The sequence below is a fragment of the Streptomyces sp. NPDC043685 genome, from assembly GCF_056436585.1.
In genome coordinates, this window is record NZ_JBWKCH010000012.1 from 86807 (window position 1) to 110604 (window position 23798).

A 23798-nucleotide genomic window follows, 5' to 3' on the forward strand; every position below is an offset into this window, starting at 1 on the left:
AGGGTGACGTGCCATGGGACACCGTGAGGATCTGCTCGAAGGCGCCAAGCGCTGCCTGCTGGCCAAAGGCTTCCTGCGCACCACGGCGCGCGACATCGTCAAGGAGTCGGGCACCAACCTGGCGTCGATCGGCTACCACTACGGCTCGAAGGACGCGCTGCTGGCGCAGGCGTACGTCGAGATGGTGGAGGGCATGTCCGGCGCCTTCGAGGGCGGCGGTGAACTGCGGGGCGAGCCGGGGTCGCTGGAGCGGTTCACCGAGGTGTGGGCGAACATCATCGGGACCATGCGCGACCCCGGGTCCATGTGGCGCCTCAGCATGGAGATCGTGGCCATGGGGGACCAGCTGCCGGAGGTGCGGGAGCATCTCGCGCGGGCCCAGCGGGAGGGGGCGCGCGGCATCGTCACGCTCTTCCACGGTGGCGACGAGGACGAGGTGACGGACGAGCAGGTGGACACCCTCGGGTACTTCTACCTGACCCTGATGATGGGGCTCATGGCGCAGTGGACCTTCGATCCGAGGAGCGCACCGGAGGCCGAGCAGCTCGCCGCCGGGCTCCGCCGGGTGATCGAGGCCGCCGAGGGGAAGTGACGCGTCCCCATCAGCCGGATGGGTCGCCGACGACCAGGGTGCAGCCGGCGGTGGCCGCCCGGGTGAGGGCGGTGCGCGCGGGCCCCGCCAGGACCACGCGGTCGGCAGCGCCCCGGCCGAGCAGGAGCAGGGGCACGACCGGGCCGGTCCTCACAGTCGGTGTGCCTTCAGAGCCATGTGCAGCAGCAGCCGGTCCTCTCCGTCGTCCAGGTCGAGTCCGGTGAGCTTCTCGATCCGGGACAGGCGGTAGTACAAGGTCTGGCGGTGGATGCCCAGCTCGGCGGCGGCCCGGGCGGCCTGCCCCGCGCAGTCGAGGTAGACCTCGGCGGTGCGGGCGAGCTCCTGGTGGACCGGGGCGAGCAGGGTCCGGGTCACGGGGTCGCGGGCGATCTCCGGGGGCAGCGCGGTGAGCAGCCGGAACGGGCCGATCGACGCCCACTGCGCCACCGGCCCCAGCCGAGGTTCGGCCAGCGCCGCCCGGGCGGCCGACGACGCCTCCCGCCAGGCGGTCGCCAGGTCGGCGAGGCCCGAGCGCGGGGTGGCGACACCGGCGGCGGGACCCGCGGCCGCGTGCGCCGCGCTCCCGGCACGACCGGGCGGGGCGTCCGTGCGGGCGGAGGCCGAGGAGCCCGGGGCGCCGGCGGCACCCGGACCCCCAGCGCTGCCTCCGGCGGCATCCGAGGCAACGGTCCCAGACCGGCCTGCCCCGGACCCGCTTGCGCCCGAGGTGCCGGTTCCTGAGCGGCCTGCCCCGGACCCGCCTGCGCCCGAGGCGCCGGTCCCTGAGCGGCATGCTCCGGACCCGCTTGCCCCCGCCCCGGGCGCCACCGCACCCGGCATGCCGTTCGCCCCGCGTGCCCGTTCCAGCAACCGTCCCGCCGCCGTGGTCGCCGGGGTCAGGACCTCCGGGGAGCGCAGGCGCAGGAGTACGGCCACGCACTGGTCCGTCGCCCCCCACGGCAGTGTGCACAGGGCCGTCGCCCCCGGGACCGCGCGGACCGACGGCGCGTCGTCCGGGTCCGCCGAGGGCCAGGGGGCGACGCACACCAGGGCGTGCAGGCCGTCGGCCCGGGCGCCGAGGGCCGTGCGGAGCTCGGCTACGGCCATGTCGCTCTGCCAGCCGCGCTCGGCGGTGAGCACGGCCCGGAGCTCACGGCTGAGGTCGGCGCCGTGCTGCGCCTCGTCCGCGAGCAGGGCGCCGATGCGGGCCGTGACCCGCATGGCGGCGGACAGCTGAGGCTCGCCGGGGCCGGGATCGTCGTCCAGGAGCCAGACGTAGCCGTGGACCACGCCCCGGTGACGCACGGGAAGGCAGATCCGGCCCCGGTAGACGCCGGCCTCGGGGGTCGGGGGGATGCGGACCGGGCCCGACGCCCGCGTGATGCCGAAGCCCTCGAACCAGGCGCGGACCGCGGCGGTCGAGCGCCGGGTGAGGATCGACCGGGTGCGCACGGGGTCCAGGGCAGACGGATCGAGGTCGCCCTCGCTGTCGTACGCGCCGAAGGCGATCAGCTCGAAGTCCCGGTTCTCCAGCGTCGCGGGCGCGCCGAGCAGCTCCGAGATCTCGTCGACCAGCTCCTGGTAGTCGCCCCTGTGTTCCGACGTCACCCGGGCATTGTCCCTCACCGCCGAAGACCCTTCATACATCTGTCTGAGATCTGCGGCACGGATGCGTGACAGCTGTCGATGGCAGACGATCGGAGGGATCCTTAGGTTTCACGGTGGTTCTCCGTGCCGTACCCGACGCGTCGCCCGCGAGGGGTCCGGCCTCGTTGCCTGTGCTCCTGGAGGTGCCCCGTGCTGGGTCCCGTGATTCTCGCCGCGTCACGCAGCGACCGGATGCGACGCCTGATCTCGGCGGCCCCGGTGACCAAGCAGGTCGTCGACCGCTTCATCCCCGGCGAGGACGTCGACGACATCGTCCCGGTCATCCAGCGCCTGACCGGGCAGGGTCTCGAACTGACGATGGACGTCGTGGGCGAGGACATCACCAGCCCGGAGCAGGCCGCCGCCGCCCGGGACGCCTACCTGGAGCTGATCGACCGCCTCAAGCCGCTGGAGCTCGGCACCCGCGCCGAGATGTCGGTGAAGCTGTCGATGTTCGGGCAGGCCCTTGGAGGCGGCCACGAACTGGCCTTGACCAACGTCCGCCCGGTCGTCGAGGCCGCCGCCGAGATCGGCACCACGGTCACCCTGGACGCCGAGGACCACACCACCCTCGACTCGATGTTCGCCATCCACGAGGAACTGCGGAAGGACTTCCCGCAGACCGGCTGCGTCATCCAGGCGTACCTCTTCCGCACCGAGGACGACGCCCGCCGCCTCGCCGCGAGCGGCAGCCGGGTCCGCCTGGTCAAGGGCGCCTACAAGGAACCGGCCTCGGTCGCGTACCAGGACAAGCACGAGATCGACCGGGCCTACGTGCGCGTTCTGCGCACGCTGATGCTGGGGGAGGGGTACCCGATGATCGGGTCCCACGACCCGCGCCTGATCGCGATCGGCCAGGAACTCGCCCACCAGGCCGGGCGCAAGCCGGACGAGTACGAGTTCCAGATGCTCTACGGCATCCGCGGCGAGGAGCACCTGCGGCTGGCCGCCGAGGGCCACCGGATGCGCGTCTACACCGCCTACGGCACCGACTGGTACGGCTACTTCATGCGCCGTCTCGCGGAGAAGCCGGCCAACCTGCGCTTCTTCGCCCGGTCGATGCTCACCAAGGGCTGACAGCTCTTCACGGGCTGAGACCGACACACCGCTCAGTAAGGAGTTACGGAAAACATGGACGCTGTGACCCAGGTCCCCACCCCCGTCAACGAGCCGGTGCACGGCTATGCCCCCGGTTCGCCCGAGCGGGCCCGGCTGGAGGCCCGGCTGAAGGAGCTGGCCGACAACCCGATCGACCTGCCCTGCACCATCGGCGGCGAGAAGCGGATGGGTGGCGGCGAAGCCTTCCAGGTCGTCCAGCCGCACAACCACAAGGCCGTGCTCGGCACCTACCGCAACGCCACGCAGGCCGACGCCCAGGACGCCATCGACGCTGCCCTGGCCGCCGCGCCCGCCTGGCGCGCCATGTCTTTCGACGACCGCGCGGCGATCATCCTGCGCGCCGCCGAGCTGCTGGCCGGCCCCTGGCGCGAGACGCTCGCCGCCTCCACCATGCTCGGCCAGTCCAAGACCGCCCAGCAGGCCGAGATCGACACGCCCTGCGAGCTGGTCGACTTCTGGCGCTTCAACGTCTCCTACGCCCGCACGCTGCTGGCCGAGCAGCCCCCGGCCAACGCGCCGGGCGTGTGGAACCGTCTGGACCACCGTCCGCTGGAGGGCTTCGTCTACGCGATCACGCCCTTCAACTTCACCGCCATCGCCGGCAACCTGCCGACCGCCCCGGCCCTGATGGGCAACGTCGTGGTCTGGAAGCCGTCCCCGACGCAGACCCACGCCGCCGTGCTGCTGATGCGGCTGCTGGAGGAGGCCGGTCTGCCCAAGGGCGTCATCAACCTCGTCACCGGCGACGGCATCGAGGTCTCCAAGGTCGCCCTGGAGCACCGCGAGCTGGCCGGCATCCACTTCACCGGCTCGACCAAGACCTTCCAGTACCTGTGGAAGACGGTCGGCAACAACATCGAGAAGTACCGCACCTACCCGCGTCTGGTCGGTGAGACCGGCGGCAAGGACTTCCTCGTCGCCCACCCCTCGGCCGACCCGGCGATCCTCAAGACCGCCCTGACCCGCGGTGCCTTCGAGTACCAGGGCCAGAAGTGCAGCGCCACCTCCCGGGCGTACATCCCCGCCTCCATCTGGAACTCCGGCTTCAAGGAGGAGTTCGCGGCCGAGGTCGACGGCATCAAGATGGGTGACGTCACCGACCTGTCGAACTTCATCGGCGCCGTCATCGACGAGCGTGCCTTCGCCAAGAACAAGGCCGCCATCGACCGCGCCAAGGAGGACGCCTCCTGCACGATCGTCGCGGGCGGCACCTGTGACGACTCCGAGGGGTACTTCGTCCGCCCGACCGTCATCGAGTGCACCGACCCCGGCAACGAGGTCTTCCGCACCGAGTACTTCGGCCCGATCCTCGCCGTGCACGTCTACGAGGACGACCGGTACGACGAGATGCTCACCCAGATGGAGTGCGTCTCCGACTACGCGCTGACCGGCTCGGTCATCGCGGGCGACCGCGCGGCCGCGGCCTACACGGCGAACAAGCTGCGCTACGCGGCCGGCAACTTCTACATCAACGACAAGTCCACCGGCGCCGTCGTCGGCCAGCAGCCCTTCGGCGGCGGCCGCGCCTCCGGCACCAACGACAAGGCCGGCGCCCCGCAGAACCTGATGCGCTGGACGCTGACCCGCGCCATCAAGGAGACGCTGGTCCCGCCGACCGACTACACCTACCCGCACATGGGCTGACACCCGGCCGCACCGGCGGGCCAGGTCGCGCGAAACGACCTGGCCCGCCGGCATTTCGCGGGCAAGACTGGCCCGATGACCACCCGAGTGCGCACCGCCCACACCGCCGACCTCACGCCCGCCGAACTCGACGCCGTACGCCGCTTCCTGGACGCCGCGTTCGACGGCGACTTCGGCGACGACGACTGGGACCACGGCCTGGGCGGCATGCACACCCTCGTGCACGACGACGCGGGCCTCGCCGCGCACGGGGCGGTCGTGATGCGGCGGGTGCGCCACCGCGGCCGGTGGCTGCGGACCGGGTACGTCGAGAACGTCGCCGTCCGCGCCGACGCCCGCCGCACCGGCCTCGGCGGCCGGGTCATGGCGGAACTGGAGCGCGTCGTCGACCGCGCCTATGACCTCGGCGCCCTCTCCGCCAGCGACGACGGGGCCCGGCTCTACGCCTCCCGCGGCTGGCGGTCGTGGACGGGGGAGGTGCACGCCCTGAGCCCCCGGCACGGAGTGGTCCGGATGCCGGAGGAGGAGGGGAGCACCTACGTACGGACCGCTCCCGGCCGCTCCCTCGACCCGGCGGACCCCCTGCTCTTCGACTGGCGGGACGGCGATGTCCTCTAGGGAGGAAGCGCAGGTCGCCGGAGTACGACTCGAGCCGCCGTCTCAGATAGTAGGAAGTCCGAGTAATTGTGGAGACAGACGCTCCGCACTCCCTTAGCTTTGTAGGAGCCGAACGTCTCGCTCGACCAAGCGAATGGCGGTCGTGAGCCGGGCCCCGTGCAGGCAACCCCTGCGGCACCGCTCCCCGCCCCTCTGGGGGTCCCACCCACGCCCATTAGGCAGTGGGGGAGTCTCGCAACCCTCCCTGTGCACTCCGTGCTGTCGAAGGAGTCGATGTCCCATGGCCGAGACGACCGCCCGCCGCCGAGTCCGTCACCTCTCCCGGACCACCGAGTCCGACCGCAAGAACGCCGCCGCCGCGCTCCAGCGCGCCCTCGACCGCAGGGACAACGGCGGAGCGAGCGGCCACTGAGCCGCAGCAGGACCGGGAGCCGCCCGACGGGGCGCGGTGCGGGGCCTCACGCCCCGCGCCGCACCTCGAAGTGGTCGATCCGCTCACCGCTCGACGCCAGCGCCGACACCTCAAGCCTCGGCCGGGCGCCGCTCACCGCCTCCACCGAGAGGAACGAGAAGCCGCGGTAGCGCACCCGCGACCACTGCGCCGATTCGGCCGCTTGGTCCCGGGACCTGGTCCAGCGGAACGTGGCGACCGCCTCGTGGTCCGCGGTGTTCCCCTCGTAGCTCTCCTTCACGCCGCCGGGGAAGCCGTACAGCTCCTTGCCGCCCCCGCCCGCGGTGACGTACACGATCCCGTCCCGGCGCGGATCCGTCGTCCCGCCCACCGGCACCGGCCTGCCCACCTCGCCGCCCCGGATGGCGTCGGTCCGCTCGTAGACGTGGTTGTGCCCGTTGATCACCAGGTCCACCTCGTGCCGGGCGAACAGCGGCAGCCACGCGGCGCGCACCCCGCCGTCGGAGGCGTGCGTGGACGTGGAGTACGCGCAGTGGTGGAAGAAGACGACGATGAAGTCGACGTCCTTCGAGGACCGCAGTTCACCGAGCTTCCTGTCCAGCCATCGGGTCTGCCTCCCCTCCGTGTAACCGAAGTTGGCGGGGATCTCGTAGGACACGTCGTTGGCGTCCAGCGCGACCACGCCCACGTTGCCGTACGTGAAGGCGTACACGCCCGGTGCCGTACGGGCGTCGAAGCCGCTGTCCGGCAGGGAGAAGCGGGCCAGTTGGCCGCCGTAGCCGTCCGGTGAGTACCAGGCCTCCATGTCGTGGTTGCCTGTGGTCACCATCCACGGCACCGACCTGGCCACCGGCTCGGTCTGCCTCAGGAACCGGTCCCACTGCGCGGCGTCGAAGACGTCCGTCTCCTTGCCCTTGCCGGTCGGGTCGGCGTAGCAGATGTCGCCGGCGTGCAGATGGAAGGCGGGCCTGCGGCGCAGCAGCGTACGGTCGTTGAGCGCCGCGTCCTCGCCGACACCCTGGTCGCCGAACGCGGTGAAGACGAAACGCTCCGGCGGGCGCGCCGGTGCCGTGCGGAAGGACGTGACGGTCGCGCGGTGCCGCGGGGAGGCCGGGTCGAAGCCCTCGTGGCCGACTCCGTAGTAGTACGTCGTGTCCGGGCGCAGCCCGTCCAGCGCGGCGTGCAGGTAGTACTGGTCGACCGCGGCCCGGACGCCCTGGAGTTCCGGGGTGTGCAGGTCGCGCAGGTCCGCCTCGACCCTGGGGCCGAGGTCGTCGGGGCGCAGGCCCACCCGGACGTAGGGCTTGCGCACCGCGAGCGGCACCTGCCAGGAGATCCGCATCTGGGTCCTGGGGTCGGCGCCGAAGGCGAGGTGGCGGCCGAAGGGCGTGACGAGGGAGCCGGGTGCCTGCGAGGTGGCGGGTGACGGGTTCCCGGAAGCCGTGGCGCCGCCCTGCCCAGTCCGGGAACCGGGAGCCGAACCGGAGCAGCCGGTCAGCAGCCCGCTCGCCACCGCGCCCGCGGTCACCAGCGTGCGCCGCCGCGACAGCCGCGTCCGCAGGTACTCGTGCTGCTCCGCCATGCTCATCCGGCCGGCGAGCTCGGGCGGGATGCCGAAGTGGGGGATCTCCATGTCCAGTGAACTTCCCAGCGGAGGCCGACGGCCGCACCACATCCGGGTGAACGGCACCCGACGGGAGCGTGCCGTCCCCCGGTCGGACGCCTCCCCGCTGTCCGCATCCCGGACATCGAGTGTCATCCCATGGGACGAGGAGTAGGGTGCCCGCATGTCTCGCAGCCTCAATCTCGCAGTGATCCCCGGTGACGGCATCGGCCAGGAAGTCGTGGCCGAAGGTCTGAAGGTCCTCTCCGCCGTCCTTCCGCAGGATGTGAAGCTGGAGACCGAGGAGTACGACTTCGGCGCCCGGCGCTACCACGCCACCGGTGAGACCCTCACCGACGCCGACCTCGACGCCCTGAAGCGGCACGACGCCATCCTGCTCGGCGCGATCGGCGACCCGTCCGTGCCGTCCGGCGTCCTGGAGCGGGGTTTCCTGCTCAAGCTCCGTTTCGCCTTCGACCACCACGTCAACCTGCGTCCGTCGAAGCTCCTTCCGGGTGTCGCCACCCCGCTCGCCGGTGAGCCGCAGATCGACTTCGTCGTGGTCCGCGAGGGCACCGAGGGCCCCTACACCGGCAACGGCGGCACCATCCGCAAGGGCACCGAGCACGAGGTCGCCACCGAGGTGTCCGTGAACACGGCCTTCGGTGTGGAGCGCGTGGTCCGCGACGCCTTCGCCCGCGCCCAGGCCCGCCCGCGCAAGAAGCTGGCGCTGATCCACAAGAACAACGTGCTGACCTTCGCGGGTCACCTGTGGACGAACGTCTTCAACAAGGTGGCCGAGGAGTTCCCCGAGGTCACCACCGAGTACATGCACGTCGACGCGGCGACCATCTACCTGGTCACCCAGCCCGAGCGCTTCGACGTCATCGTCACCGACAACCTGTTCGGCGACATCATCACGGACCTCGCCGCGGCCGTCTCCGGCGGCATCGGGGTCGCCGCGAGCGGCAACATCAACCCCTCCGGCGACTTCCCCTCCATGTTCGAGCCCGTGCACGGCTCGGCCCCGGACATCGCCGGCCAGGGCAAGGCCGACCCGACCGCCACCGTGCTGTCCGTCGCCCTGCTCCTGCGCCACCTCGGCTACGAGGCCGAGGCCGCCCGCATCGACGAGGCGGTCGCCGCCGACCTGGCCGAGCGCACCGGCAAGCCCGCCCGCTCCACCTCGGAGATCGGCGACGCGCTCGCCGTACGCGTAGCCGGCTGACCCGCCGCTGCACACCGCAAGCCGCCGGGTCGCATCAGCGCCCGGCGGCTTCCGCATGCTCCCGCCGGGTGTCACCATCGACCACCGGCCGCGTTCCCCCGTTCCTCGCGCCGCCGCCTCCGGGCGATAATCGAACGCGAGGCCGCGGAACGAGGGAATGCTCGGACGTCCTAGCACTGGTCCCCAGCAGAGCAGTACCGAGCGCGGCCCGTCACTACAACCGGTGAAGGACATCAACCCATGACGACGCCCACGATCGAGCTCAAGCCCTCCGCCCACCCGCTCTCCGCCGCCGAACGCGAGGCGATCCTGGCCAACCCCGGGTTCGGCCGCCACTTCACCGACCACATGGTGACGATCAAGTGGACGGAAGGCCGCGGCTGGCACGACGGGCAGCTCGTGCCGTACGCGCCGATCTCCCTGGACCCCGCCACCACGGTCCTGCACTACGCGCAGGAGATCTTCGAGGGTCTGAAGGCCTACCGCCAGCCCGACGGGTCCGTCGCCACCTTCCGCCCCGAGAAGAACGCCGAGCGGTTCCAGAGCTCCGCCCGCCGCCTCGCGATGCCCGAGCTGCCGGTCGAGACGTTCATCGAGGCGTGCGACGCCCTGGTGAAGCAGGACAAGGCGTGGGTGCCGGCGCACGGCGGTGAGGAGTCCCTCTACCTGCGCCCGTTCATGATCGCGACCGAGGTCGGGCTGGGTGTGAAGCCGGCCAACGAGTACCTGTTCCTGGTGATCGCCTCCCCGGCCGGGGCGTACTTCCCCGGTGGTGTGAAGCCGGTGTCGATCTGGGTCTCCGAGGACCGCGTGCGTGCCGTGCCCGGCGGCATGGGCGACGCCAAGACCGGCGGCAACTACGCCGCGTCCCTGCTCGCCCAGGCCGAGGCCGCGACGAAGGGCTGTGACCAGGTCTGCTACCTCGACGCCGTGGAGCACACGTGGGTCGAGGAACTGGGCGGCATGAACCTGTACTTCGTGTACGGCGACAAGATCGTCACTCCGTCGCTCACCGGCTCGATCCTGGAGGGCGTCACGCGCGACTCGCTGCTCGCCGTCGCCCGTGACCTCGGATACGAGGCCGAGGAGGGCCGGGTCTCGGTCGACCAGTGGCAGCGGGACTCGGAGAACGGGTCCCTCACCGAGGTCTTCGCCTGCGGTACGGCCGCGGTGATCACCCCGGTCGGCACGGTGAAGCGGGCCGGGGCGGAGTGGAAGCAGAGCGGGGGAGAGCCGGGCGAGGTCACGCTGCGGCTGCGCCAGGCGCTGCTCGACATCCAGCGGGGCACGGCCTCGGACGCCCACGGCTGGATGCACCGACTGGGCTGAGCCGCCCTGGCCCCGGGGCACCGCCCACCCACCACCACAAGCGGGTCGGGCCGGAAGTGCTGCTTGCGGCACCGGCCCCGGGCTCGACGGGAACCGCCCCGGGGGCAACAGTGCACAGCCGCCCGTCCCACCACCCGCGACAGCGGGAAACCGCAGTCCGCACCGGCAGGCAGTAGTGACCGCCCAAGGCCTGCCCAGGGCGGTCAGCAGCAGCACGCGGGATGTCCTCGTGTCGCGCGCGCGAGCGGTGATGCCCGGCGAAGACGGCGGCCGTGGCCGCGACGGCGACCGTGTACGCCGCCCGAGACGACGAGGTGGCCGGGACGGGCCCGCGCCGACCAGTGGGCCCGTGTGGCCGCCCCGTCCGCGTCCGCCGTGAACGCGAGACCGTACCGCGCTCCAGCAGGCCCGGCATCAGCCCCGGTCAGGTGGCGTGCCGCACCCGGCGGGAGACGTGGCGGGCCCCTGAGGTGCAGCGGGTGCAGTCGTCCAGCAGCGTGATGCAGGCGACTGCCCGGACAGCCCGGCGGCGACGGCCGCCGCGAGCAGTCAGTCGGCGGAACCCGCCCGGCAGACAGCCGCCCGCCTCCCGAAGCGCGTCGGTGGTGAAGCCGGGGTGCAGGCGATCACGCCGAGCGCGAGCAGGGCCGTCATGCGCGCACCCGGTAACCGCAGCCCCCCCCGCCACGGTGGCAGCGGCGAGCAGTCCGCGGACGACGCCGTACGACACCCCGCCCCGCGGCAGCCCGGCCACCGAGCCGACCAGCCGCCCGCACACCCCTGACACGGCCCCGCCGGTGCGCAGCGAGCCCAGCGCCGGCGGGGCCGTGCAACATCACGCCCACGACCGTACCCGCGAGCACCACACTGGTCTCCCTCATTTAGAGCGACACTCAAGATTATGTCGCGCTACCCCCTGCTGACCTTCCCCTTAATGGGATCGGTGTTTAGAGTGGTGCTCTAAACAGAGGGAGTGACATGCGGCTGACCCCGACCGAACGCGACCGGCTGCTGCTCTTCGGCGCCGCCGAACTCGCCCGCGCCCGCCGGGCCAGGGGGCTGAGGCTCAACGTCCCCGAGGCGACCGCGCTCATCGCCGACACGGTGTGTGAGGCCGCCCGGGACGGCAAGCGGCTCGCGGATGCCGTCGAGGCCGCCCGGTGCGTCCTCGGGCCGGGCGACGTGCTGCCCGGTGTCGCCGACGTCGTCACCGAGGTGCAGGTCGAGGCCGTCTTCGACGACGGCTCACGGCTCGCGGTCGTCTCCGACCCCCTCGGCGGTGGTTCCGGGCCGGACGCCCCGGGGGCGCTGCTGCCCGGTCCGGAGTACGCCGAGCCCGAACCGGCCGAGCGGCTCACGGTCACCAACACCGCGACCGTGCCCGTCTCCGTGACCTCCCACTTCCACTTCTTCGAGGCCAACCCGCGGCTCGCCTTCGACCGCGGCCGGGCCTACGGCATGCGGCTCGCCGTGCCCGCGGGCTCGTCCGTGCGGTTCGGGCCGGGACAGAGCGCCGAGGTCGGTCTCGTGCCGATCGGGGGCGAACGGATCGCCGTGGGGTTCGCCGGACTCGTCGACGGTCCGCTGGACGCGCCGGGCGCCAGGGAGGAGGCCCTGCGCAGGGCCGCCGCCTGCGGCTACCTCGGCGCACCGGACACACCCGAGCAGGAGGCCGAGCGATGAGCCGCCCCGGAGGGCACGCCGCCGAGGCGCGCCGCCTCACCCCCCACGAGTACGCCGCCACCCACGGCCCCCGCGCAGGGGACCGTATCCGCCTCGGTGACTCGGGGCTGGTCGTCCGTGTCGAGTCCGACTCCCAGCGCCCGGGCGACGAGTTCCTCGCCGGGTTCGGCAAGACCGCCCGCGACGGACTGCACCTCAAGGCCGCCGCCGTCCGGGACACCTGTGACGTCGTGATCAGCAACGTCGTCGTGATCGACGCCGTGCAGGGCATCCGGAAGGTCTCCATCGGCATCCGCGAGGGCCGGATCCACTCCATCGGGCGGGCCGGCAACCCCGACACCCTCGACGGGGTCGACGTCGTCGTCGGCACGGGCACCTCGATCGTCTCCGGCGAGGGGCTCATCGCCACCGCCGGAGCGGTCGACACCCACGTCCATCTGCTGTCGCCGCGCGTCATGGAGGCCTCCCTCGCCTCCGGCGTGACCACGATCATCGGGCAGGAGTTCGGCCCGGTGTGGGGCGTCGGCGTCAACTCGCCCTGGGCGCTGCGGCACGCGTTCGGCGCCTTCGACGCCTGGCCGGTCAACATCGGTTTCCTGGGCCGGGGTTCCTCGTCCCACGAGGCGCCCCTGGTCGAGGCCCTCGCCGAGGGCGGTGCCTCAGGGTTCAAGGTGCACGAGGACATGGGCGCCCACACCCGCGCCCTGGACACCGCCCTGCGGGTCGCCGAGGAGCACGACGTCCAGGTCGCCCTGCACAGCGACGGGCTGAACGAGTGCCTGTCGGTGGAGGACACCCTGCGGGTGCTGGAGGGCCGGACCATCCACGCCTTCCACATCGAGGGCTGCGGCGGCGGGCACGTCCCCAACGTCCTGAAGATGGCGGGCGTGCCGAACGTCATCGGCTCCTCCACCAATCCGACCCTGCCCTTCGGCCGGGACGCCGTCGCCGAGCACTACGGCATGATCGTCTCCGTCCACGGCCTCAAGACCGACCTGCCCGGTGACGCCGCCCTGGCCCGGGACCGCATCCGCGCCGGGACCATGGGCGCCGAGGACGTCCTGCACGACCTGGGCGTCATCGGCATCACCTCCTCGGACGCGCAGGGCATGGGACGCGCGGGCGAGACGGTCCGCCGTACGTTCGCCATGGCCGGGAAGATGAAGGCCGAGTCCGGCGCCCCCGGCGACGGGCACGACAACGAGCGCGTCCTGCGCTACATGGCCAAGCTGACCATCAACCCGGCCCTCGCGCACGGGCTTTCGCACGAGGTCGGGTCCATCGAGACCGGCAAGCTCGCCGACATCGTGCTGTGGCGGCCCGAGTACTTCGGCGCCAAACCGCAACTGGTCCTGAAGGCCGGCTTCCCCGCGTACGGCGTGACCGGCGACCCGAACGCGGCGACCGACACCTGCGAACCCCTCGTCCTCGGGCCGCAGTTCGGCGCGCACGGGGCGACTCCGGCCGAGCTCTCGGTGGCCTTCGTCGCGCAGGCCGCGCTGGACCAGGGGCACGACACGATGCCGACCCGGCGCCGCAGGGTCGCCGTGCGCGGCACCCGCGGCATCGGCCCGGCCGACCTGCGCCTCAACTCCCGTACCGGGGCCGTCGACGTCGACCAGCGCACGGGCCTGGTCACCCTCGACGGAGAGCCGCTGCGTTCCGAACCCGCCGAGTCCGTCTGTCTCAACCGTCTCTACTTCCTCTGAGGATCAACGATGTCCGCAGCCGCCGACGGCTTCCGCATGCCCGCCGAATGGGTTCCGCACGAGCGGACCTGGATGGCCTGGCCGGGCCCGAACCAGACCTTCGACGACCCCGGGGAGCTGGCCGCCGCCCGGGTGGCCTGGGCCGCCGTCGCCCGGGCCGTGCGCCGCTTCGAGCCGGTGACGGTGGTGTGCGGGCCGGGGCAGTCGGGCGAGGCGCGTGCGTTGCTGGGCGAGGGTGTCGACACGGTCGAGCGGGACCTCGACGACGCCTGGATGCGCGACATCGGCCCGACCTTCCTGACCGACGGCCACGGCGAACTGGCCGCCGTCGACTGGACGTTCAACGGCTGGGGCGCCCAGGAGTGGGCCCGCTGGGAGCACGACGCGAAGATCGCCGCACACGTCGCCGACCTCGCCGGGGCACGGACGTACACCTCGAAGCTCGTCAACGAGGGCGGGGCGATCCATGTCGACGGCGAGGGCACCGTCCTGCTGACCGAGACCGTCCAGCTCGGCCCGGAGCGCAACCCGGGCTGGTCGCGCGACCAGGTCGAGGCGGAGATCCACGCCCAGCTCGGCACCCGCAAGGCGATCTGGCTGCCGCGCGGCCTGACCGGCGACTACCCTCCCGCGGGCTCTCGGCCCCGCTCGGGCGGGGGGCGCCCCCACCCCGGCTTCGGCACCCTCGGCCATGTCGACATCGTCGCGGCCTTCGCCCGTCCGGGCGTCGTCGTGGCGCACTCCCAGCCGGATCCGGCCCACCCCGACCACGAGGTGACCAAGGACGTCATCGGCCTGCTGAGGTCGCAGACGGACGCCCGCGGCCGGCGCCTGGAGGTCGTGGAGGTGCCCGCCCCGACCGTCTTGGAGGCCGACGGCCACTGGGCCGACTACTCGTACATCAACCACTACCTCTGCAACGGCGGCGTGGTGCTGTGCGGCTTCGACGACCCGCGCGACGAGATCGCGGCCGGCATCTTCCGCCGCCTCTTCCCCGAGCGGACCGTGACGCTGGTGGACGCCCGTACGATCTTCGCGGGCGGTGGCGGCATCCACTGCATCACACAGCAGCAGCCGAGGATCTAGGAGCGCACATGGCCGGTGGGCGACGGCAGGCCCCGCCCCGCGAGGACGTCCTCGCCGCGGCCATGGAGATGATCGCCGAGCGCGGCCTGGAGAAGCTCACCATGGCGGCGCTCGGCCGCGAGGTCGGCATGAGCAGCGGCCACCTCCTCTACTACTTCGGCTCCAAGGACGAACTGCTGCTGCGCACCCTGGAGTGGAGCGAGGGCCGGCTCGGCGGCGAGCGGGCGCGCCTGCTGACCCGGGCCGCGCCCGCCCGCGAACGCCTCGAGGCCTACGTCGACCTGTACGTCCCCGACGGCCACCGCGACCCGCACTGGACGCTGTGGCTGGAGGTCTGGAACCGCTCGCAGAACGCCGACACCCACGCCCGCGACCGGCAGGCCGCCATCGAGGGCGCCTGGCACCGCGACCTGGTCGCGCTGCTCGCCGAGGGCATCTCGCGGGGCGAGTTCCGCGGCGTCGACCCGGACCGGTTCGCCACCCGCCTGCGGGCCCTGCTGGACGGCTTCTCCATCCATGTGGCGATCGGGCTGCGCGGCACCGACCGGGCGCAGATCCTGCGCCACGTGCGCGAGTTCCTCGCCGACAGCCTCCTCGCGGACGCCTGAACGCACACCCGGGTCGTAATCAATACGGTGGATTGATCCTCCGGCCGTTGATGTTGGCTCGGGGGAGCCCTCGGCGCGGGGCCGGGGGAGAAGCGTCCGCGGGACACGAACCACACGACCCGCGCGTACGTCCGCGAGCTGCGCACCGGCCGCACGGTCCTGGCCAGCGCGGACACCCGGGGCGGTCCGAACGATCAAGGGGTGTCCGCCCCCGTGATCGACCGCGACGGCCGCACCGTCGCCTTCAGCAGCTCGGCGGCCGACCTGGTACCCGGCGACACGTACGACACCTCGCATGTCTACGTCCGTCACCTGAAGTGACCGACCGCATCCTGAGACGGCGGTGAGCCGAGCGCGGGGGTTGTGCCAAACTGCCCCCGTGCTCTCGTTCGCCACGATTATTGGCAGCAGGCGCGCCGGTCCGCAGTGACCGTCACGTACGACCAGGTACGGGCGGACACCGTCGTCCTCGACCCGCGCGCAGACCTCTCGCACCCGCGAGAGGTTTTTCGCATTTCTGGCCCACCCACAGCCGGAGGCGAGAGCGCGAGGGAGTATGTGAGGGCGGTGGAGCCGGTCATTCCGGTACGACCGAGATCCCATCCTCAGGAGCCTTGAGACCATGACCGCTAGCAGCGAGCTCGACGATTCGTTCCACGTCTTCGACACCACCCTGCGCGACGGCGCCCAGCGGGAGGGCATCAACCTCACCGTCGCGGACAAGCTGGCCATCGCGCGGCACCTGGACGACTTCGGCGTGGGCTTCATCGAGGGCGGCTGGCCGGGTGCCAACCCCCGGGACACCGAGTTCTTCGCCCGGGCCCAGCAGGAGATCGACTTCCGGCACGCCCAGCTCGTCGCGTTCGGCTCCACCCGTCGCGCCGGCACCACCGCCGCCGAGGACCCGCAGGTCAGGGCGCTCCTGGAGTCCGGTGCTCCGGTGATCACGCTGGTCGCCAAGTCGCACGACCGCCATGTCGAACTCGCGCTGCGCACCACCCTGGACGAGAACCTGGCGATGGTCCGCGACACCGTGTCCTTCCTCAAGGAGCAGGGCCGCCGCGTCTTCGTCGACTGCGAGCACTTCTTCGACGGCTACCGCGCCAACCCCGAGTACGCCAAGGCGGTCGTCCGTACCGCCTCGCAGGCCGGCGCGGACGTGGTCATCCTGTGCGACACCAACGGCGGCATGCTCCCGGCCCAGATCCAGGCCGTCGTCGCCACCGTCCTCGCCGACACCGGAGCCCGGCTCGGCATCCACGCCCAGGACGACACGGGCTGCGCGGTCGCCAACACGCTGGCCGCCGTCGACGCGGGCGCGACGCACGTGCAGTGCACGGCCAACGGCTACGGCGAGCGCGTCGGCAACGCAAACCTCTTCCCGGTCGTGGCGGCCCTGGAGCTGAAGTACGGCAAGAAGGTCCTGCCCGACGGGCACCTGCGCGAGATGACCCGCATCTCCCACGCCATCGCCGAGGTCGTCAACCTCACGCCCTCCACCCACCAGCCCTACGTCGGCGTCTCCGCCTTCGCCCACAAGGCCGGACTGCACGCCTCCGCGATCAAGGTCGACCCGGACCTCTACCAGCACATCGACCCCGAACTGGTCGGCAACACCATGCGGATGCTGGTCTCCGACATGGCCGGACGGGCCTCCATCGAGCTCAAGGGCAAGGAGCTCGGCATCGACCTCGGCGGCGACCGGGAGCTGGTCGGCCGGGTGGTCGAGCGGGTGAAGGAGCGCGAACTCCAGGGCTACACCTACGAGGCGGCCGACGCGAGCTTCGAACTGCTGCTGCGTGCCGAGGTACAGGGCGGCAAGCCGCTGAGCTACTTCGAGGTCGAGTCCTGGCGGGCCATCGTCGAGGACCGGCCCGACGGCTCCCACGCCAACGAGGCCACGGTCAAACTGTGGGCCAAGGGCGAGCGCATCGTCGCCACCGCCGAGGGCAACGGCCCGGTCAACGCCCTGGACCGGTCCCTGCGCGTGGGCCTGGAGAAGATCTATCCCCAGCTCGCCAAGCTGGAACTGGTGGACTACAAGGTCCGCATCCTGGAGGGCAAGCACGGCACCAACTCCACGACCCGTGTGCTGATCTCCACGTCCGACGGCACGGGCGAGTGGTCGACGGTCGGCGTCGCCGAGAACGTCATCGCCGCGAGCTGGCAGGCCCTGGAGGACGCGTACACCTACGGGCTGCTGCGCGCGGGCGTCACTCCGGCGCGGTAACCGAGACCCGCCCCGGGCCGGGTGCCCGGGGCACGGGTCACATCGCCGAGTCCCGGGACCGCGGCACCGGGACCTCGCCGCCCCGGTCGCGGCCGGGAGTCCGGTCGAGGCGGAAGAGGCCCGCGGTGTGGGCGCGCTGGCCGGTGGTGCTGCCGGTGGAGCGGGTCAGCTCCTCGACGCCGTCGGCCAGATAGCCGACCCACGCCGTGCCCTCGTCCTCGATGATCCGCTGGGCGTCGGTCCGCAGCCGCTCGATCACGGCGAGCAGTGCGGCCTGCTCCTTGTCGCTGGGGGAGTCGGTGGTCCTCAGGTACGCCTGCGCCCAGTCGGCCTGCGCCTTCTTGAGGATCTGCTGCAACGCCAGTTCCGCGCGGATGTAGCGGGTCCAGGACGCCGAGAACCCGAAGATCCGGTCGAACAGGACGCAGCCCGCGCCACCGGCCAGGAACACGAAACCCCACTCGGGCCGCACGGCCGTGGGCGCGGCCGCGTGCACCAGGGGCGTGATCGTGCCGACGATGCCCAGCAGCGTGGCGAGCGCCCGCAGCGAACGCGACCACTGCGACGGTCCCCGGCGCCGGGCCAGATACCAGCCGATCGCCGACGTCACCTCCGCCTCGGCGTGCCGGAACAGCTCCCACAGCAGGTCGGCCCGCGTCCGCGACCGGTCCAGCTCCGTCAGTTCGGACACCGTCATGTCCGCAGCCCTGCGTCGTCCGAACATGTCCCCGCTCCCGCCCCTCTGGATGGCCAGAGGCATCCTAGGCGCAGCCGCCCGCGCAATTCCCTGTCTCGACGGATAACCCTTCTTGTGCCGTTTCGGGTAGCTTCGAACATATGAAGGCCGCGCTGGTGCGTACCGTCGTACGTCTGCTGATCGTTCCGTTCGCCGCCGTGCTGGCGGTGCTGCTGGCCGGTGCGCCGGGCGCGCACGCGGCCACCGACCTCTCCGACGTCGCCCGCCAGTTGCGCGAGAGCCCCGTCTACGTCGATCCGGCCGCCTCCGGGCAACTGGCGGCGTCGGACGCCGAGGCCCTCGCCGACAAGATCAAGGACGCGGACAAGCCGGTCTTCGTGGCGGTACTCCCGGCCGGATATCCCACGCAGAATCTCTTCCGCAACCTGCGCACCGAGACCGGCATCACCGGCCTGTACGGCGTCCACCTGGGCGACCGCTTCGACGCCCGGGCCGACAGCTCCGTGATGAGCCGCCAGGCGGTGTCCAACCTGGTCACGGCGGTGCAGGGCGCGGGCGACACCAAGGCCCAGCTGAACGACTTCGTCGACGACGCCCTGCGCAACGTGCGCGGCTCGGCGCCGAGCGGCTGGAGCGACGGCTCGGGCACCGAGGTGCCGGTCGGCGGCCTGATCACGGTGGGCGCCCTGGTCGCGGCCGGCGGCGCGGGCGCCTACGCCCTGGTCCGCCGTAACCGGCGCCGCCACGAGGAGGAACAGCGGGCCGCGCTGGAGAAGCTGCGCGTGGTCGTCGACGAGGACATCACCGCCTTCGGCGAGGAACTCGACCGGCTCGACTTCCACCCCGGCGAACCCGGCGCCGACGACGCGATGCGCACCGACTACGAGCGCGCCCTGGACTCCTACGAACAGGCCAAGTCCCTGATGGCGGCCGCGACGAGACCGGAGGACGTCCGGGCCGTCACCCAGGCCGTGGAGGACGGCCGGTTCGCCCTGGCCCGGCTCGCGGCCCGCCGCGCCGGCGACCCCCTCCCCGAGCGCCGCCCGCCCTGCTTCTTCGACCCCCGCCACGGACCCTCGGTCACCGACGCGACCTGGACGCCCCCGGCCGGCGCCGCCCGCGACGTCCCGGTCTGCGCGGCCGACGAGCGGCGGCTCGCCGAGGGCCGCGACCCGGTGATCCGCGAGGTCGACACCGACTACGGCCGCCGCCCCTACTGGGAGGCGGGACCGGCGTACGGCCCCTGGGCCGGCGGCTACTTCGGCGGCGGCCTCCTGCCGGGCCTGCTCGTCGGCACCATGCTCGGCAGCATGATGGCGGGCCCCGCCTACGCGGCCGACTACGGCTCCGGCTACGGCGACTTCGGCGGCTACGACGGCGGCGACGTCTCCGGCGCCGACTTCGACTCCGGCGACTTCGGCGGCGATTTCGGAGGGGGCTTCGGGGGAGGCGACTTCGGCGGCGGAGGCGGCGACTTCGGCGGCGGGGGCGGAGGCGGTGATTTCGGCGGCGGCTTCTGAGCGGGACGGCACGCCGCGGGCGCGCGTGGGGGGACGTCGCCCAGGCACGTGAACAACCGCCCGCACTGCTCGCACAGCGGACAGGATCCGTCCTACCGCCTGCCTACCGTGGTGCCATGACGACCTCCGGCGACACGGGTCCCTTCTCCTTCGAGACCACGGCCGACCTGGACTCCTGGCTGACCGCCCACCCGGCCCCGCATCCGGGACTGTGGGTCAGGATCGCGAAGAAGGGCTCGGGCATCCCGTCGGTGAGCGCCGCCGACGTCAATGACGTGGCGCTGTGCCACGGCTGGATCACCGGGCAGCGCAAGGGGCTCGACGCGTCGTCGTACCTCCAGCGGATCACCCCGCGGCGCCCCGGCAGTCTCTGGTCCATGGTCAACGTCCGGCGCATCGAGGAGCTGACGGCCGCCGGGCGCATGCGGCCCGGCGGGCTCGCCGAGGTGGCGGCCGCGCGGGCGGACGGCCGCTGGGAGGCGGCCTACGCGTCCCAGCGGGAGGCGGAGGTCCCGCAGGACCTGGCGGCGGCACTGGCCCGCAGTCCCCGGGCCGCGGCGGCGTTCGCGGCCCTCGGCCGCACGGACCGGTACCTGACGATGCTCGGCGTGCTCAGGGCCAGGACACCGCGGAGCCGGGCGGCGCAGGTGTCGGCGGCGGTGCGGGAACTGGAGTCACGGGACGGGCCCGGCACCCCGAGGCGCCGGGCCCGCGAGCCGTAGCTCCCGGAGGGGATCAGAGGGTCGATGCCGCCGAGGCGATGGCGGAGGCGAAGGTGGAGACCTCCGTGTAGACGCCGGGAGCCTCGGGCCGGGCGCAGCCCTCGCCCCAGCTGACGATGCCGACCTGGATCCAGTCGCTGGCGTTGTCCTTGCGGAACATCGGGCCGCCGGAGTCGCCCTGGCAGGTGTCGACGCCGCCCGCGTCGAAGCCGGCGCAGATCTCCTCGTTCGCGACGAGGTTGCCGTAGAGACCGCCGTAGGCCTTGCACGCGGCGTCGCCGACGAACGGGACGGTGGCCTTCAGGAGGTAGCGCTGCTGGGAGCCGCCCTCGCGGTTCGCGCCCCACCCCGCGACGGTGAAGTCACCGGTGTTGTACTGCGCCGTGGTGGCGATCTTCAGGGTCGGCAGGTTGATGGGCTGGGCCAGTTTGATGAGCGCCCAGTCCTTGCCGGTGCCGTTGTAGCCGGGGGCGCGCAGCACCTTGGTGGAACGGACCTGGACCCGGCCGCTGGTGGACTGGAGGTCCACGACCCCGGCCGTCGCCGTGATGCTCGTGTTGTTGCCGGACCGGCTCACGCAGTGCGCGGCCGTGAGCACGATCTGCTGGGTGTAGAGCGCGCCGCCGCAGCCCATGGAGAGCCGGACCATGAACGGGAACTCGCCCTGCGCGGCCCGGGTCCCGCCGACGACGGGCGACGGGGCGGCCTGCGCGGCGGAGACGGGCTGGAGGCTGGCGATCGCGAGCGCGGCCGCGCCGAGCACCGCGCATCTCTTGAGGGCCGTGAGGAGTCTCTTCAAGGTGATGCCTTCCGTGGGGGGTTGACCGGGGAGATGTGCAACCGAAGCATCAGATTGACGAGTGCATGACAGCAGCAAGGGCAAAAAGAACGTCCATGTGCTGGCATGGACTGGTCAAAATACTGCTGCTGGATTATGGGAACGCCGACAGACTCCGCACAAGGGGCCGGAACCGGCCAGACCGGCCCGGTGGGGTGTCACCGGGCCGGCCCCACGGAGCTCACGCGTTCCTGATGGCCGAGATGTCGAAGTTGAGCTTGATCTTGTCGGACACCAGCACACCGCCGGTCTCCAGCGCGGCGTTCCAGGTCAGACCCCACTCGGAGCGCAGGATCTCCGCCTTGCCCTCGAAGCCGACGCGCTCGTTGCCGAACGGGTCCTTGGCGGCGCCGTTGAACTCGAGGTCGATGGTGAGGGGGCGGGTGGTGCCGAGGATCGTCAGGTCACCGGTGATCCGGTAGTCGTCCCCGCCGAGGGCCTCCGCCGAGGTGGAGCGGAACGTCATGGCCGGGAACTCGTCCGTCTTGAAGAAGTCCGCGCTCTTCAGGTGACCGTCGCGGTCGGCGTTGCCCGTGCTGATGCTGTCCATCACGACGTCGAGGGAGGCCGTCGAGCGCGACGGGTCGGTGCCGTCGAGGTGGAGCGTGCCGGTGAAGTCCTGGAAACCGCCCTTGACGTTGGTGACCATGGCGTGCCGGGCGACGAAGCCGATGGTCGAGTGGGCGGGGTCGATCGTGTAGTCGCCGGTCAGCGCGGCGAGCTCGGGGCTCACGGCGGTGTCGGTGGCGGTGCGGGCGTCGGTGCGGCCGAAGATGCTCATGACGGGTGCCTCCTGGGTGGAAGTTGAATGTTTAACTACTCCAACGCGACCCACCGTAGACCTATTCCGTTCAATGTTCAACATCTTCATCGGGTGTGTCCGCGCCGTGCCCCGGCCCCGCCCATCCGTTCCCCCGGTCGGCGCAACCCCGCGCCCTGCGGTGGCGAGGTCGGGCGAGTCGGGGTTCCGTTTCTAGGGAGCGCATGGAGACAGACGAGACCACGGCGGACGCACAGCGCAGGGGAGAGCGACTCGTGACACTCACCGGCTCCGGCTCGGCCTACGACCCCCCGGCGGAACCCGCCCCGCGACGCCCCACCGCCCCCGTCCCGGCCCGGGTGAACCAGTACGGGCCGCCGCGGCGTCTCGACCGGCGCGTCGCCCTGGTCACCGGGGCCTCCTCCGGCATCGGCGCGGCCACCGCGCGGCGCTTCGCCATGGACGGCTGGCAGCTGATCCTCAACGGACGCGACCGGCGCCGCCTGGAGCAGACGGCCTCCGGCACGTCGGCCGTCGTGCTGCCCGCCGACCTCGCCTCCCCGGGCGGTCCCCGCCTGCTGGCCCAGTCCGCGCTGCACACCACCGGCCGGATCGACGTCCTGGTCGCCGGAGCAGGCCTCGGCTGGACGGGCCCCTTCACCGCCATGCCGCACACCGACATCGACCGGGTCCTGACCCTGGACCTCAACGCCACCCTTCACCTCGTGCGCGAGGTGCTGCCCTCCATGATCGCGGCCGGACGGGGCCGTGTGGTGCTGCTCGGCTCGGTGGCGGGCTGCGTGGGTCTGCGGGAGGAGGCGGTGTACTCCGCCGCCAAGGCCGGGCTGGCCGCCTTCGCGGAGGCGTTGCGCCAGGAGCTGCGCGGCACGGGCGTGGGCGTGACGTTCGTCGTGCCCGGCACCGTCGACACCGCTTTCCACCTCCGTCGCGGCAGGCCCTACGACGGCACCCGCACCGGCCTCCTCTCGCCCGGCTGCGTCGCCGGCGCGATCTGGGAGGCCGTACGCCAGAACCGCGACGAGGCCTACGTCCCCACCTGGCTGACCCTCCCGGGCCGGGTCCGAGGCCTCGCACCGGGCCTGTACCGCCGCCTGCTGAACCGCTTCGGCTGACCTGTTTCCGGCGGGGCGGCGTGGTCCCTGGTGCCCTGGCCTTCCCCGGATCCGGGCGACCCGGCCTTCCTGGTGGCCGCTCAGTGGCCGCTCTGGACGTCTCCGGCTCTGGGCCGCCCGCTCCACCCGGTCAGGTCGGCCGGCCGATTGGCCCAACCGGCTCGCCGGGGCCGTACCGCTTCGGCCGCTCCGGCGGGTGCCGGTGCCGTTCGTCCGGCCGGTTTCCTCGTCCCGGCGACCCCTGGTCAATCCGGTATCGCCGCCACCCCGCCCCGATCGCTGGTTCCCGTCACGGTGCGGGCACGCGGTCACCCGGGCCCGGCCGCGCGGGCCCCGGTCACCGTCCATGCAGATCGCGGCGCGGGCGGAGAGTTCCGAGGCGAGCACCGGTCCCGGTCCACACCGCCGGCCCCGAGCGGCACACCGCCCGGTACGTCGATGAGCCGCGCATCGCCGTCCGCCCCGACCAGCACCGGCGGCAGATGCCCCGCGCTGGACAGCTCGCAGGTGCCGCGCCGCAGATCGCTGCCGCCCGCCGAGCTGCTGCGGCACCTGCGCCCCGGCCCTCACCCGCCGCGATCCGCTCCTGCCCCCCTTCCCCCGTTCCGGTCACCCCGGCC

The 23798-nt window shown here is 72.3% G+C and carries 22 protein-coding genes; 15 read left to right on the forward strand and 7 right to left on the reverse strand.

Annotated features, from left to right (window positions below; genetic code table 11):
• Positions 1–13 precede the first annotated feature (13 nt).
• Positions 14–592 (forward strand): TetR/AcrR family transcriptional regulator, encoded by a 579-nt coding sequence (locus tag AC0665_RS33035; protein WP_468634127.1) that lies wholly within the window; start codon positions 14–16, stop codon positions 590–592.
• A 10-nt stretch (positions 593–602) separates the two neighbouring features.
• Here AC0665_RS33035 and AC0665_RS33040 read toward each other — a convergent pair whose 3' ends face one another.
• On the reverse strand, positions 603–728 hold the full coding sequence (locus AC0665_RS33040; RefSeq protein WP_478706446.1) for a hypothetical protein: 126 nt from the start codon (positions 726–728) through the stop codon (positions 603–605).
• A gap of 14 nt (positions 729–742) precedes the next feature.
• Entirely contained in the window at positions 743–2200 is a 1458-nt protein-coding gene (locus tag AC0665_RS33045) for a PucR family transcriptional regulator (RefSeq protein WP_478706447.1), read from the reverse strand.
• A gap of 189 nt (positions 2201–2389) precedes the next feature.
• Between AC0665_RS33045 and AC0665_RS33050 the strand changes: the two genes are divergently transcribed.
• The 4 genes from AC0665_RS33050 (at position 2390) to AC0665_RS33065 (ending at position 6032) form a co-directional block, all read left to right on the forward strand.
• Positions 2390–3316 (forward strand): proline dehydrogenase family protein, encoded by a 927-nt coding sequence (locus AC0665_RS33050; protein ID WP_468634121.1) that lies wholly within the window; start codon positions 2390–2392, stop codon positions 3314–3316.
• 54 nt (positions 3317–3370) lie between these two features.
• Positions 3371–5002 carry an L-glutamate gamma-semialdehyde dehydrogenase gene (gene pruA / locus AC0665_RS33055; RefSeq protein ID WP_468413077.1) on the forward strand — a complete coding sequence of 544 codons (1632 nt, stop codon included), beginning with the start codon at positions 3371–3373 and terminating at the stop codon, positions 5000–5002.
• 75 nt (positions 5003–5077) lie between these two features.
• Complete coding sequence (locus AC0665_RS33060; protein ID WP_478507093.1) at positions 5078–5620, forward strand: GNAT family N-acetyltransferase; 543 nt, start codon at positions 5078–5080, stop codon at positions 5618–5620.
• A gap of 280 nt (positions 5621–5900) precedes the next feature.
• The gene (locus AC0665_RS33065) at positions 5901–6032 is read left to right on the forward strand and encodes a hypothetical protein (protein ID WP_468413073.1); all 132 of its coding nucleotides are present in this window, start codon (positions 5901–5903) and stop codon (positions 6030–6032) included.
• A 46-nt stretch (positions 6033–6078) separates the two neighbouring features.
• Here AC0665_RS33065 and AC0665_RS33070 read toward each other — a convergent pair whose 3' ends face one another.
• Positions 6079–7665 carry a purple acid phosphatase family protein gene (locus AC0665_RS33070; RefSeq protein ID WP_478706448.1) on the reverse strand — a complete coding sequence of 529 codons (1587 nt, stop codon included), beginning with the start codon at positions 7663–7665 and terminating at the stop codon, positions 6079–6081.
• A 154-nt stretch (positions 7666–7819) separates the two neighbouring features.
• Between AC0665_RS33070 and AC0665_RS33075 the strand changes: the two genes are divergently transcribed.
• The 7 genes from AC0665_RS33075 (at position 7820) to cimA (ending at position 17508) form a co-directional block, all read left to right on the forward strand.
• Positions 7820–8863: a 3-isopropylmalate dehydrogenase gene (locus AC0665_RS33075; RefSeq protein WP_363118207.1), complete on the forward strand. Its 1044-nt coding sequence runs from the start codon at positions 7820–7822 to the stop codon at positions 8861–8863.
• A gap of 240 nt (positions 8864–9103) precedes the next feature.
• The gene (locus AC0665_RS33080) at positions 9104–10192 is read left to right on the forward strand and encodes a branched-chain amino acid aminotransferase (RefSeq protein WP_468413069.1); all 1089 of its coding nucleotides are present in this window, start codon (positions 9104–9106) and stop codon (positions 10190–10192) included.
• A 978-nt stretch (positions 10193–11170) separates the two neighbouring features.
• Positions 11171–11875, forward strand: a complete 705-nt coding sequence (ureA, locus tag AC0665_RS33085; protein ID WP_478608997.1) for an urease subunit gamma — start codon at positions 11171–11173, stop codon at positions 11873–11875.
• Positions 11872–13584, forward strand: a complete 1713-nt coding sequence (locus AC0665_RS33090) for an urease subunit alpha (protein ID WP_468634108.1) — start codon at positions 11872–11874, stop codon at positions 13582–13584. The genes ureA and AC0665_RS33090 overlap by 4 nt, the downstream gene beginning before the upstream one ends.
• A gap of 9 nt (positions 13585–13593) precedes the next feature.
• Positions 13594–14670, forward strand: coding sequence for an agmatine deiminase family protein (locus tag AC0665_RS33095; protein ID WP_478706449.1), 1077 nt, complete (start codon positions 13594–13596; stop codon positions 14668–14670).
• A gap of 8 nt (positions 14671–14678) precedes the next feature.
• Positions 14679–15278 carry a TetR/AcrR family transcriptional regulator gene (locus AC0665_RS33100; protein WP_468413062.1) on the forward strand — a complete coding sequence of 200 codons (600 nt, stop codon included), beginning with the start codon at positions 14679–14681 and terminating at the stop codon, positions 15276–15278.
• Positions 15279–15900: 622 nt separating this feature from the next.
• Positions 15901–17508: a citramalate synthase gene (gene cimA / locus AC0665_RS33105; RefSeq protein WP_468634102.1), complete on the forward strand. Its 1608-nt coding sequence runs from the start codon at positions 15901–15903 to the stop codon at positions 17506–17508.
• 37 nt (positions 17509–17545) lie between these two features.
• Here cimA and AC0665_RS33110 read toward each other — a convergent pair whose 3' ends face one another.
• Positions 17546–18232, reverse strand: coding sequence for an SLATT domain-containing protein (locus tag AC0665_RS33110; protein WP_478609004.1), 687 nt, complete (start codon positions 18230–18232; stop codon positions 17546–17548).
• Between the two features lie 113 nt (positions 18233–18345).
• Here AC0665_RS33110 and AC0665_RS33115 point away from each other — a divergent pair, with 113 nt between their 5' ends.
• Complete coding sequence (locus tag AC0665_RS33115; RefSeq protein WP_478706450.1) at positions 18346–19725, forward strand: hypothetical protein; 1380 nt, start codon at positions 18346–18348, stop codon at positions 19723–19725.
• Positions 19726–19841: 116 nt separating this feature from the next.
• Positions 19842–20447 carry a YdeI/OmpD-associated family protein gene (locus tag AC0665_RS33120; RefSeq protein ID WP_478609009.1) on the forward strand — a complete coding sequence of 202 codons (606 nt, stop codon included), beginning with the start codon at positions 19842–19844 and terminating at the stop codon, positions 20445–20447.
• Between the two features lie 13 nt (positions 20448–20460).
• On the opposite strand, the gene AC0665_RS33125 is transcribed toward AC0665_RS33120, so the two are convergent.
• Both AC0665_RS33125 and AC0665_RS33130 read right to left on the reverse strand, forming a co-directional pair.
• Positions 20461–21246 (reverse strand): S1 family peptidase, encoded by a 786-nt coding sequence (locus tag AC0665_RS33125; RefSeq protein WP_478706451.1) that lies wholly within the window; start codon positions 21244–21246, stop codon positions 20461–20463.
• Positions 21247–21466: 220 nt separating this feature from the next.
• Positions 21467–22066, reverse strand: a complete 600-nt coding sequence (locus AC0665_RS33130) for a YceI family protein (protein WP_468413050.1) — start codon at positions 22064–22066, stop codon at positions 21467–21469.
• A 254-nt stretch (positions 22067–22320) separates the two neighbouring features.
• On the opposite strand from AC0665_RS33130, the gene AC0665_RS33135 reads away from it, so the two are divergent.
• Positions 22321–23178: an SDR family NAD(P)-dependent oxidoreductase gene (locus AC0665_RS33135; protein ID WP_478609182.1), complete on the forward strand. Its 858-nt coding sequence runs from the start codon at positions 22321–22323 to the stop codon at positions 23176–23178.
• Positions 23179–23486: 308 nt separating this feature from the next.
• Here the strand turns inward: AC0665_RS33135 and AC0665_RS33140 are convergent, their stop codons facing one another.
• Positions 23487–23699, reverse strand: a complete 213-nt coding sequence (locus AC0665_RS33140; protein ID WP_478706486.1) for a SpoIIE family protein phosphatase — start codon at positions 23697–23699, stop codon at positions 23487–23489.
• Positions 23700–23798 lie beyond the last annotated feature (99 nt).